This window comes from Winogradskyella aquimaris, assembly GCF_042676105.1.
GTDB classification, from domain to species: Bacteria; Bacteroidota; Bacteroidia; order Flavobacteriales; family Flavobacteriaceae; genus Winogradskyella; species Winogradskyella aquimaris.
In genome coordinates, this window is record NZ_JBHTJQ010000002.1 from 59,638 (window position 1) to 72,767 (window position 13,130).

The window sequence follows — 13,130 nt, forward strand, 5'->3', positions numbered from 1 at the left end:
TTAAGTTAATTGCTTAGTTAATTGATTTATATTTTCACTTCTTGGGTTAAATCTATGTAAAATTAATGTGTTTTGAGTGTTAAAAAACATGACATAAGTCACGAAAACGTTTTCGTGTTAAAAACTTTTTAACAAACGTTAACATTTGCATTAAAATAGAAAAAAAATAAAAAATTCACAATATTGTCTAGTTAAAATTAGGAAGTCTGGAATTTGAATTGTTAAAATTAGGTTATCTTAGCCTCTTGATTGACAGTCAGAATTATGAAAAGAAAAATTACTTTAAAGCAAATTGCACGAGAATTGGAAGTCTCTATTTCGACCGTTTCAAAGGCCTTAAGAAATAGTCCTGAAATAAGTGAGGATACGAAGCAGAAAGTGCAAGCTTTTGCTAAACTTTATAATTATAGACCAAACAATATTGCACTAAGTCTTAAAAACCGGAAGACTAATACTATTGGTATTATAATTCCGGAAATTGTACACCATTTTTTTTCTAAAGTTATTCGTGGTGTCGAGCTGGTGGCTAATAAACGGGGTTACAACGTCATTATAGGACTTTCAAATGAGTCCTTTTCAAAAGAAGTCATTAATATGGAGATGTTGGCCAATGGGAGTATTGATGGGTTTATCATATCCATTTCAAAAGAAACCCAGCAATTACAAGATTATCACCATTTTAATGAAACTATGAGTCAGGGAATGCCAATTGTTATGTTTGACCGGGTCGTTAGTGATATCAAGTGCGATAAGGTGATTGTGGATGACTTAAATGGCGCTAAGAATGCAGTAGAAAAGTTAATAGCTAATGGTTGTAAGTCAATTGCGCTGATTACTACCAAAGATTATGTCAGTGTAGGTAAACTGCGTACACAAGGGTATTTAGAGGCTTTGGAAAACTACAAAATTCAACCGAAAGCCGAACTTATACTTAAGATCGACGATACCTTAGATTATGAAACTCACTTGGAGGCTTTAGAAGATGAAATAGAGCAATTGTTTAAATCCAACAGGCACATAGATGGTATATTTGCCGTTAATGAACTGTATGCGCTTACAGCTATGAAAGTAGCGCGAAAGCTAGGTTTAGAAATTCCTAAAGACTTACAAGTTATTGGGTTTACAGATGGTGTTTTGTCAAAACATTCTACACCTGGTTTAACAACAGTTAGCCAGCATGCACAGCAAATGGGAGAGCGCGCTGCAGACCTTTTGATTGATAAATTAGAAAACAAAATAGAAACAGAAGAGGAAGAGTTTCAAACCATAGTTATTGAGACCAATTTGGTTGAGCGAGAATCTACCAAATAGAAATTTAACATTGGCATTCTAAAATCTTTGTCTATCTTTACGCCCGAATCAAGACTTATATTTTCACTTCACAAATAAGTTTTGATGAGCGCAGCTTGTCAGAATAGTATAAACAAATAACATACTATTTATGGAAAAGCGCAGGTTAAGCTTTCTAGAAATCTGGAATTTAAGCTTTGGGTTTTTAGGAGTTCAAATGGGTTTTGCTTTGCAAAACGCAAACGCGAGTAGAATACTTCAAATTTTTGGCGCAGATGTTCATGAGTTATCCTGGTTTTGGATTGTAGCTCCCTTAACGGGTTTGATTGTCCAACCTATTATAGGGCATTACAGTGATAAAACTTGGACAAAACTTGGCCGAAGAAGACCTTACTTTTTGGTAGGTGCTATTTTGGCTTCATTAGGTTTGATTTTAATGCCTAATTCAGATTTATTCACGGCATACATGCCTGCTCTTTGGGTTGGTGCTGGTATGCTTATGATAATGGATGCGTCATTTAATGTAGCCATGGAGCCGTTCAGAGCATTGGTTGCAGATGTTCTGCCCTCAGATCAACGTACTCTGGGATTTAGTGTCCAAACGGTACTTATTGGTGTAGGTGCTGTAATAGGTTCTTGGTTACCGTATGTATTAGCTAATTGGTTTGGTGTGACAAATGAAGCTTCAGTTGGTGAGGTGCCATTAAACTTGTTAATGTCATTCTTTATTGGTGCAGCAGTGTTAATAGGTAGTATTTTGATTACCGTAGTGACTACCAAAGAATATTCTCCAGAAGAAATGGAGCTTATTCATGAAGCGGCAGGTGAAACTATGGAAGAAGAATCTTCTAGTTTACTAAATATCTTTTCGGACTTTGCTAAAATGCCAGAAACCATGAAACAATTGGCATGGGTTCAGTTTTTTTCTTGGTTTGGTCTTTTTGGAATGTGGGTGTTTGCAACACCTGCAATAGCATCACATATCTATGGTCTGGATATATCAGATACGCATAGTAAAGGATTTCAGGATGCAGGTGATTGGGTAGGAATTCTTTTTGGTGTTTACAACCTGGTTTCTGCAATTTATGCGTTCTTCCTACCTGCAATTGCTAAAAAAGTTGGACGTAAAAGAACACATTCCTATTCTTTAATCGTAGGTGCACTTGGACTATTATCCTTATATGTACTTCCAGATAAGAATTGGTTAATACTTTCAATGGTTGGCGTTGGTGTAGCCTGGGCTAGTATTCTTGCTATGCCTTATGCAATTTTGGCTGGCTCAATACCAGCAAGAAAGATGGGTGTTTATATGGGAATTTTTAACTTTTTTATTGTGTTGCCACAGATTTTGAATGCACTCATAGGTGGTCCTATGGTTAAATATTTGTACAACGACAAACCTATTTTTGCACTTGTTTTAAGTGGTGTGTCTTTTATAATTGCAGCTTTGCTAGTATCTAGAGTGCAAGATGTAGACGATGAAGTTGTTGTAAATGAAATTGAACAAAAATGAGAGGTTTTATATTCGATTTGGATGGAGTTATAGTAGATACTGCAAAATATCATTATTTGGCTTGGAAAAAACTTGCTAATGATTTGGGTATTGACTTTACCGAAGAGGAAAACGAGCAATTAAAAGGGGTGAGTCGAGTAAAATCTTTAGAAAAGATTTTGGATTGGGGAAATAAGACCATCTCTGAGCAAAGCTTTAATGAATTAATGGCTAAGAAGAATGATGATTATTTAAGTCATATTTCAAAAATGGACGAAAGTGAAATATTACCGGATGTCCCTAGAGTTTTGAATTTGTTAAAGAAGAAAAAACAACCCATTTCGCTCGGGTCTGCAAGTAAGAATGCCAGAACAATATTAGAGCGTGTTAGTTTAAAAAATCAATTTGATGCCATTGTAGATGGTAATGATGTTAGTAAGGCTAAACCAGACCCTGAAGTGTTTTTGATAGCCGCAAAAAGGTTAAATGTAAAACCAGAAAATTGTATTGTTTTTGAAGACTCGGTAGCTGGAGTTGAAGCTGCAAATGTTGCAAATATGATATCTATTGGTATCGGGAGTAAAGATGTTCTAGGGCATGCAGATTACATATTTAGCGACTTTACAGAGATATCCGATGAGTTTATTAAATCACTAATTGAAAATTAAAATGCTTAAGAAGGCATTTGAAAAAAATATTCATGAATTTAGATTATATCATACCCAATGATTGGTCAATCTTAGAAGAGGGATTTGACCCAAAACATGTAAAAGCTTCAGAAAGTATTTTTAGCATAGGTAACGGTGCTATGGGGCAACGTGCTAATTTCGAAGAAAGATATTCTGGACCTACATTTCAAGGAAGTTATATCGCGGGAGTGTATTATCCTGACAAAACCAGAGTAGGATGGTGGAAAAACGGTTATCCGGAATACTTTGCAAAAGTACTCAATGCACCAAATTGGATAGGTATTGATGTGTTTATTAACGATGAAGCCTTAGACCTATATAAATGTAAGAAGGTAGAGCATTTTAAAAGAGAGCTCAATATGAAAGAAGGATGGCTATCCAGATATTTTATAGCCACACTTCAAAATGATACAAAAGTTGAAGTTTCTGTAAAACGCTTTCTCAGTTTGGATATGGATGAGTTAGGTGCTATAAACTATTCTATAAAACCATTAAATTCTAACGCTACGATTACTTACAGACCTTATATAGACAGCGGTATTACCAATGAGGATACTAATTGGGACGATAAGTTTTGGGATACCTTAAGTGTAAGTCATCAGGACAATCAAGCTTTCATTCAAGCAAAAACCATGAAGACAGATTTTTATACCTGTACATTCATGCAGTCCCAAGTATTTGTTAATGATGGATTAGTTGCGATTGAACCCGATACCAGCTCAGATTCAAATAGTGTTTCATTTGGTTACACGCACAATGTTAAAGAAGGTGAGAGTTATAGCATTCATAAGTTTGGCGGCTATACAGTTGACAGAAACCATGATAAATATGAATTGGTTACTGCGGCAAAAAGTGTTTTGAATAAAGCCGTCAAAGAAGGGTTTAATACACTACTCGAAAATCAAAAAACAGCTTGGTCCAAAATATGGGAAATGGCAGATATCACGATAGATGGGGATGTTAAAGCTCAACAAGGTATCCGTTTTAACATTTTTCAGCTTAACCAAACGTATTTAGGGAAAGACGCAAGATTGAATATTGGACCAAAAGGATTTACTGGTGAAAAATATGGTGGTAGTACCTATTGGGATACCGAAGCCTATTGTATTCCATTCTACATGGCTACCAAAGACCAAAGTGTGGCGAGAAATCTTTTAGAATACCGTTATAACCATTTAGAAAAAGCCATTGAGAACGCAGAAAAATTAGGATTCTCTAATGGTGCAGCCTTATATCCAATGGTAACAATGAATGGTGAAGAATGCCATAACGAATGGGAAATTACCTTTGAAGAAATTCACAGAAATGGCGCTATTGCTTTTGCAATTTTTAATTACCATAGATATACAGGTGACTACAGCTATATACCTGAAAAAGGATTAGAAGTGCTTATTGGAATTGCCAGATTTTGGCATCAACGTGCTACATTTTCAAGAGACAAAAACAAATATGTTATCCTTGGGGTAACAGGGCCTAACGAATACGAAAATAATGTCAATAATAATTGGTACACCAACTATATAGCGCAATGGTGTATAAATTATGCCTTAGAAAACATTAATACGGTAGAGAACCAATATGCGACGGACTACACAAGAATTATGAATAAGGCAAAATTGTCTAAAGCCGAAATGCAAGAATGGAAAACGGTAGCTGATGGCATGTATTTTCCATATTCAGAAGAAAAAGAGGTGTATTTACAGCAAGATGGCTTTTTAGATAAAGAGTTAATTACGGTAGCTGACTTAGAAAAGTCGCAACGACCAATAAATCAAAAATGGTCATGGGACCGTATTTTAAGGTCTCCATATATCAAACAGGCAGATACCTTACAAGGCTTCTACTTTTTTGAAGACCACTTTACAACTGAAGAACTCGAGCGTCATTTTGATTTTTATGAGCCATTTACGGTTCATGAAAGTTCATTATCTCCTTGCGTACACAGTATCCAAGCAGCCAAACTGAATAGAATGGATCAGGCTTACACCTTTTACCTTAGGACGTCACGCTTAGATTTAGATGATTATAATCATGAAGTCCACGAAGGTTTACATATTACCTCAATGGCTGGGACTTGGATGAGTATCGTAGAAGGTTTTGGTGGTATGCGTATTAAGGAAGGCAAGTTAAGCTTTGAACCAAGAATTCCAGAACAATGGAATGCATATTCGTTTAAGGTTAACTTTAGACATCAGATTCTCAAGGTTAATGTGTGCAAAGGTCATACTCATTTTGAGTTAGAGGGGGATCAGGATTTACATATTGTGGTCAATGGTGAGGATGTCACTATTTCACCAAATAACTTAGTGACTGTCTAAGGCGTTATAAAATTACAAGAACATAAATTAAAAATTCATGAAAAAACTAATTTTAAGTATTACACTATTTTTAGCAATTTTAATATGCTCTTGTAAAGAACAGGTTGAAAAAACAGATCAAAAGCAGCAAGACCAAGAGTTGGTTGAAGCATTTGAATTAAATAAGGTTGAACCACCTCACTGGTGGACAGGTTTTAAAAGTAATGAGCTTCAACTCATGGTAAAGCATCCTAATATTGGTAATTATAACCCAAGTATTAATTCAGATGTTGTCAATCTCGTTGAGGTCCATAAAGCAGATAGTCCAAACTATCTATTCCTAGACTTAGAGATTGAGGAAACAACGCAATCCCATAAATTTAATATTGTTTTTAAAGATGCCAATGGTACAGAACTCACACAAACCTATGAGCTCAAAGCAAGAGAACAGTCGGCAGATGATTTTATAGGTTTCAATAGTAGTGATGCTATTTACCTCATAACACCTGATCGTTTTGCCAATGCTAATCCGTCTAATGACTCCTTTGATTATATGAGTGAAATAGGAATTGATAGATCTGATGATTATGCCAGACATGGTGGTGATATTGAAGGCATTATCCAAAATGTTGATTACATTAAAAACTTAGGATTTACTTCTGTTTGGCCTTGTCCTTTATTAACCAATGATATGTCAAGTGGGTCCTATCATGGTTACGCAATTACCGATTATTATCAAGTGGATCCAAGATTTGGGACTTTAGAAGACTACAAAAAATTGGCCAACACCTTGCGCAAAAATGATATGAAACTCGTTATGGACCAAGTGGCCAACCACTGTGGTTTAGGGCATTGGTGGATGCAGGATTTACCATTTAAAGACTGGGTGAATTTTCAAGATAATTATATTCAGAATCAGTCGCGGTGGGACAATTCTAAAGTCATTACATCTAATCATGTACGTACTACCAATCAGGATATTTATGCTTCGCAAAGCGACAAAAAAGGCATGAGCAACGGTTGGTTTGTGAGCGGTATGCCGGATTTAAACCAGAGAAATCCATTTATGGCCAATTATATTATTCAGAATAGTATTTGGTGGATTGAAACCCTTGGACTAGGTGGTATTCGACAGGACACTTATCCCTATCCAGATAAAGATTTTATGAGTAATTGGGCAGGTGCTATAATGAATGAGTATCCCAATTTTAATATTGTGGGTGAAGAGTGGTCTACCAATCCACTGTTAATAGCATATTGGCAAGAAGGTCATGACAATCATGATGGATATAAATCTAATTTACCATCTACGATGGATTTTGCCATGCAAGAACAATTGGTTTCAGGGCTTAAAAATCCAGAAACTTGGGGAACAGGTTTAAAAGAAATCTATGTGGCGCTAGCCAATGATTTTGGCTATGCCAACCCTCAAAGTATTATGGCATTCCCAGATAACCATGATATGAGTCGCATCTTTACACAGTTAGAAGGCGACATTACTAAAACTAAAATGGCACTGAGCTATTTAGCTACGATACCACGGATTTTTCAAATGTATTATGGGACTGAAATATTAATGAATGATTTTGAAAAACCTGGAGACCATGGCTTGATTAGAACTGATTTCCCCGGTGGTTGGGAAGGAGATGCTGTAAATGCCTTTACGGGCGACAATTTAGAAGCATCTAAAAAAGAGATGCAAGGTTTTATCGCAACATTACTCAATTTTAGAAAATCGTCAGATGCCATCCATAAAGGGAAAACCATTCATTTTGCTCCGGAAGACAATACCTATCTTTTGGCTAGGTATAATGAAGATGAAACCGTTGTTCATATTATGAATAAAAACGAAGAGCCCTTTGATTTAGGACTTGATCGCTTTAAGGAACTTGGACTAGAAGGAAAGACCTTAAAAAATGTCTTTACTGGTGAAACGGTGACTTGGTCAGAAAATTTAACCTTAGACAAAAAGGGGAGTTACTTATTCACTACAAAACTGTAATGAAATGAGAGCTTTTTACATTATCATATGTTTTTTAGTAGGCTTTACCTCATGTAAACAAAAGGAAAGTGAAGGTGAAAAACCAACAACTAAGGATGTCGCGTATGAGATGTTATTTCAGAAGGTTGATACCGCGAAAATAGCTTCTGGGACATTACTGCGTGTTGAAACATATCCTTCAAAATTTATTGTTTCAAGACCAGTTGATGTGTGGCTACCCGAAAACTATTCAGAAGACAGGACCTATGACGTTCTGTATATGCACGACGGTCAAATGCTTTTTGATAGCACTACGACTTGGAACAAACAAGAATGGAAAGTAGATGAATGGGCTTCTCAGCTCATGAGTAGCAACAAAACCAAAGATTTTATTGTGGTGGCGGTTCATAATATTCCAGAGCGCCGCTGGGAGGATTTATTTCCAGAAAAGGCTATGGGTTTTCTGTCTGAAGAAGAACTAAAAACGGTTAAGGATATTTCTAACAGAACTGATTATACCTTAAATGGAGATAATTATTTACGGTTTATGGTAGAAGAACTAAAACCAGAAATAGATAGAAGCTTTTCAACCAATGCCGATGCATCTCACACTTTTGTTATGGGGTCTAGTATGGGAGGGCTTATGTCCATGTATGCCCTGAGCGAATACCCACAAATCTTTGGTGGAGCGGCTTGCTTGTCAACACACTGGCCTGGTGCCGTACCAAGTGAAAATCAACTGTTGCCCAATGCTGTTTTTAAGTATATGGAAATCAATTTACCTAGTGCAGGTCATCATAAAGTTTATTTTGATTACGGAAATCAAACACTAGACGCGTATTATCCACAATATGGTCCGAGAGTAGATGAGTTATTACAAACTAAAGGTTATACAGATAAAGATTCCAAAAATTTATTTTTTGAAGGTACGGACCATTCTGAAAACTCTTGGAATAAGCGTTTGGACTATCCTATTATGTTTTTGTTGGGAAATTAATCCGTTAGTAGTTGTTCCGTATATAATGCGGAATCTATTTTTGAAATATATGAAACACGTTATCCTATACCTGTCTATTTTTTTCATTGCAGTGTCAGTAACTGCTCAGAATACAAATCGTAAGTACAAATCACACAATGAAGAAAACGGAATATTTTCTGTAGTAACCAATGACGGTGCCTATAAATTTCAGTTTTATACGTCAGAAATTATTCAAACTAGTTTTACCCCTTCAAACGATGATAATTCGAGTGATTCCCATGCTGTAGTATTACAACCTGAATCTGTAGATACAAATTACAAATACGTTGGTAATGAAATCACATTCGGAACTGAAGATCTTTCTGTAACAATAACTACAGAACCTTTTCAAATCTCATACTACTACAAAGGTGAATTTGTAACTTCAGAAAAACGTGGCTATTACAAGAGCAACCACGAACCCATGGAAATGGTTAAAGGTAATATCATTGCCGATTACACTGAAAAAATAGAATTTAATTTATCAAAAGATGAAGTTCTTTATGGCGGAGGAGCTAGAGCTTTGGGTATGAATCGTAGGGGGCACCGATTACCGTTATTTAACCGCGCACATTACGGTTACGAAACCGATTCTAAACTCATGAACTACACCATGCCAATTGTGCTTTCTTCAAAGCAGTATATGATTCACTTTGACAATGCGCCAATTGGTTACTTGGATTTAGATAGTAAAGGTGATAATACTTTAACTTACGAAACCATTTCAGGTCGTAAAGCCTATCAGATTATCGTAGGCGATTCTTGGTATGAGATTCTTAACAATTATACCAATTTAACCGGAAAGCAACCAATGTTGCCACGTTGGGCGCTTGGTAATTTTTCAAGCCGTTTTGGCTACCACTCGCAAAAAGAAGTGGAACAGACGATTGCCAAATTCAAAGAAGAACAAATTCCAGTAGACGCGATAATACTTGATTTATATTGGTTTGGAAAAGAGGTGAAAGGGACTATGGGCAACCTAGAAGTCTTTAGGGATTCGTTTCCAGATTTTGAGGGTATGGTAAAACGGCTGAACGACAAAGGGGTTAAAACCATTCCCATTACAGAACCCTTCGTTTTAACTACATCCAAAAAGTGGGATGATGCTGTTGCCAATAATGTTTTAGCTAAAGACTCAGTAGGCGAAGCAGCACGATATGATTTTTATTTTGGAAACACGGGGCTTATAGATATTTATAAACCCCAAGGTGAACAATGGTTTTGGAACATTTATAAGGAATTGGCCAATAAAGGTGTTGCAGGTGTTTGGGGGGATTTAGGTGAGCCGGAAGTGCATCCGCATTGGGTGCATCATCATACAGGTTCAGCTTCAGAAGTGCACAATATCTACGGACACGATTGGGCACGTTTGGTTTATGAAGGTTATCAGCGTGATTTTCCAGAAGTAAGACCTTTCATTTTGATGCGCGCGGGCTATTCTGGAACGCAACGTTATGGTATGATACCTTGGTCTGGAGATGTTAACCGTACATGGGGAGGCCTACAATCACAACCAGAAATTGCAATGCAAATGGGCATGCAAGGGTTGGCCTATATGCACAGTGATTTAGGTGGTTTTGCAGGTGCTAATTTAGATGACGAATTGTACGTGCGTTGGTTACAATATGGTGTTTTTAACCCTATTTTTAGACCACATGCGCAAGAAGATGTACCAAGTGAACCAATCTTTAGAAGTGAAAAGGCAAAGCGCCTAGCAAGTTATGCCATAGCCATGCGTTACAGATTATTGCCATATAACTATAATTTGGTCTATGAAAATCATAGGTTTGGGAAACCACTTATGCGTCCTTTATTTTTTGAGGAAGCGGATAATCCGCAGTTGTATAGCTATTCAAAAACCTATCTATGGGGAAATGATATTTTGGTTTCACCTGTGTTAGAGGCAGGCAAAAAACAACAGGAAGTTTATTTTCCAAAGGGTTCAAAATGGTTTAATATCGAAAATGATATTGTTGTAGAAGGTGGTAAAGTCCAGACTGTTGAGTTAAAGGAAGACTTTATTCCTGTTTACGCCAGAGCAGGAGCATTTATACCATTAACTAAAATGGTGCAAACGACGGCGGATTATGATGATAGTGAATTTCAATTACAGTATTATCATGATGCTTCCATAAAGAAGTCTGAGCGTGAGTTTTATTTTGATGATGGAACAACAACGCATCCATTAGAAAAGGATAACTATCAAATTTTAGGTTTTGAGGCGGAGATTGAAGGTAATTGGTTAGAATTTGAGCTTGAAGCAGAAACAGGTGTAGACTATTCAGCTAAAACAAAAACGATTGCTCTAACCGTTCATAATATTAATAGTAAACCAAAAAAAATCAAAGTAGGTAAAGACAAAGTCAATGGAGCTTACAATGAGAAGTACAAAACCTTGACCATTAATGTAGTTTGGGATACAACAGAAGAAAAAGAAATAAAAATAAAACTTAGCAAATAACATGCGTTTAAGATATTTCACTACCCTAATTTTAGTTACAACCATTTTTTTGAGTTGTAAAAATGAGAACAAAAAAGCGTTAATCAATAATGAATTAAAAGTTAATTCAGTACAGCAGAACATGAAAAAGAAAGAAGTCGTCTATCAGGTCTTTACACGTCTATTCGGAAATACCAATACCAACAATAAACCTTGGGGGACATTAGAGGAAAATGGCGTTGGTAAGTTCAACGACTTTACAGATAAAGCGCTTACGGAAATCAAAGATTTAGGGGTAACGCACATTTGGTATACTGGAGTTCCGCATCATGATGTCATAACAGACTATACTAAATATGGTATTTCTAATGACGACCCAGACGTGGTAAAAGGAAGAGCGGGCTCACCTTATGCCGTAAAAGATTATTACAATGTCAATCCTGATTTAGCAGAAAATGTAGATAATAGACTTCAAGAGTTTGAAGCCTTGATTGCGCGTTCGCACAACGCAGATTTAAAAGTAATTATTGATATTGTACCAAACCATGTGGCTCGGAATTACCAAAGCTTAACGAATCCAGAAGGGACTTCAGATTTTGGGGAGAATGACGATACAACGGTCACTTATCATGTTAATAATAACTTTTATTATAATCCAGGTGAAGCTTTTATCGTACCCGAATGGAAGAATGGCTACCAACCACTCGGTGGAGAAAATCATCCTCTCGCTGATGGAAAGTTTGAAGAGAACCCAGCTAAATGGACAGGCAACGGCTCTCGAGCCTCACAACCCGATATGAACGATTGGTACGAAACCGTAAAGGTAAATTATGGAGTTCGACCAGATGGTACGAAAGACTTTGACGAATTGCCAGAAGGTTTTGAGGACAAGGATTATAAAGCACATTTTGAGTTTTGGAAAGATAAGGTCGTTCCAGATTCATGGGTAAAGTTTAAAGATATTGCGCTGTACTGGACGGCAAAGGGTGTTGACGGTTTCCGATTCGATATGGCCGAAATGGTTCCTGTTGAGTTTTGGAGCTATATGAATTCCAACATAAAAATGGCCAATCCAGATGCCTTTTTACTCGCCGAGGTTTATAACCCTAGTTTGTACAGAGATTATATTAAAAAAGGCAAAATGGATTACCTCTACGATAAAGTACAGCTTTATGATACTCTGAAGCACGTGATGCAAGGCCATGGTAAAACTGATAATATTCCACCAATTCAGGAGGGTCTTAAGGACATTGAGCATCATATGCTACACTTTTTAGAAAATCATGACGAGCAACGCATTGCGAGTCCAGATTTTGCTGGAGATGCTTTAAAGGGTAAACCGGCTATGGTGGTGTCTGCAACGATAAGCACCTCACCAACCATGGTGTATTTTGGTCAGGAATTTGGTGAAAAAGCCGAAGAAGATTTGGGCTTTGGCGATCCAACACGTACCTCTATTTTCGACTATGGTAGCGTGCCGACTGTCGTGCGTTGGGTCAACAACAAACAATTTGATGGTGGCCAATCCACTGCCGAAGAACTGGAGTTAAGAGACTTTTACAAGCGCTTACTCAATTTTACCATTAAAAGTTCAGCTTTAATGGGGAATTATCAGGATATCCATCTATACAACCAACAACATACCGAATGGTACAATGATAAGGTATTGAGTTTTGTGCGTTGGAGTGATGACGAGCAATTAATTATTATTTCAAACTTTAATGCTGAAAATACTTATGGGTTTGAACTACAACTACCAGAAGATTTGGTGGGTAAACTTGGCTTAAAAGATGGCCAATATGAAGTTAAAGACCAACTCTTTGGTAATTATACGCCTGTTTTAAAAGTTGAAAATGGAAAGGCTGAGGTGCGTATCGACATTAAACCTTTAGAATCCTTTATTCTGAAGATAAAAAACTAACA

8 protein-coding genes are annotated in these 13,130 nt (G+C 36.7%); all 8 read left to right on the forward strand.

Annotated features, from left to right (window positions below; genetic code table 11):
- Positions 1 to 264 precede the first annotated feature (264 nt).
- The 8 genes from ACFQ1K_RS00830 (at position 265) to ACFQ1K_RS00865 (ending at position 13,128) form a co-directional block, all read left to right on the forward strand.
- Positions 265 to 1,311 (forward strand): LacI family DNA-binding transcriptional regulator, encoded by a 1,047-nt coding sequence (locus ACFQ1K_RS00830; RefSeq protein WP_320555726.1) that lies wholly within the window; start codon positions 265 to 267, stop codon positions 1,309 to 1,311.
- Between the two features lie 130 nt (positions 1,312 to 1,441).
- Positions 1,442 to 2,803 (forward strand): MFS transporter, encoded by a 1,362-nt coding sequence (locus ACFQ1K_RS00835; RefSeq protein ID WP_320555725.1) that lies wholly within the window; start codon positions 1,442 to 1,444, stop codon positions 2,801 to 2,803.
- A complete protein-coding gene (gene pgmB / locus ACFQ1K_RS00840) occupies positions 2,800 to 3,450 on the forward strand; it encodes a beta-phosphoglucomutase (protein WP_320555724.1) in 651 nt (216 codons plus the stop codon). Before ACFQ1K_RS00835 ends, pgmB begins: the two co-directional genes overlap by 4 nt.
- A 32-nt stretch (positions 3,451 to 3,482) precedes the next feature.
- Positions 3,483 to 5,789: a glycoside hydrolase family 65 protein gene (locus tag ACFQ1K_RS00845; protein WP_320555723.1), complete on the forward strand. Its 2,307-nt coding sequence runs from the start codon at positions 3,483 to 3,485 to the stop codon at positions 5,787 to 5,789.
- A 37-nt stretch (positions 5,790 to 5,826) separates the two neighbouring features.
- On the forward strand, positions 5,827 to 7,770 hold the full coding sequence (locus ACFQ1K_RS00850; RefSeq protein WP_320555722.1) for a glycoside hydrolase family 13 protein: 1,944 nt from the start codon (positions 5,827 to 5,829) through the stop codon (positions 7,768 to 7,770).
- A 4-nt stretch (positions 7,771 to 7,774) separates the two neighbouring features.
- A complete protein-coding gene (locus ACFQ1K_RS00855; RefSeq protein ID WP_320555721.1) occupies positions 7,775 to 8,746 on the forward strand; it encodes an alpha/beta hydrolase in 972 nt (323 codons plus the stop codon).
- A gap of 49 nt (positions 8,747 to 8,795) precedes the next feature.
- Positions 8,796 to 11,228: a TIM-barrel domain-containing protein gene (locus tag ACFQ1K_RS00860; RefSeq protein WP_320555720.1), complete on the forward strand. Its 2,433-nt coding sequence runs from the start codon at positions 8,796 to 8,798 to the stop codon at positions 11,226 to 11,228.
- 121 nt (positions 11,229 to 11,349) lie between these two features.
- Positions 11,350 to 13,128 carry an alpha-amylase family glycosyl hydrolase gene (locus ACFQ1K_RS00865; protein WP_320555719.1) on the forward strand — a complete coding sequence of 593 codons (1,779 nt, stop codon included), beginning with the start codon at positions 11,350 to 11,352 and terminating at the stop codon, positions 13,126 to 13,128.
- Positions 13,129 to 13,130: the final 2 nt, after the last annotated feature.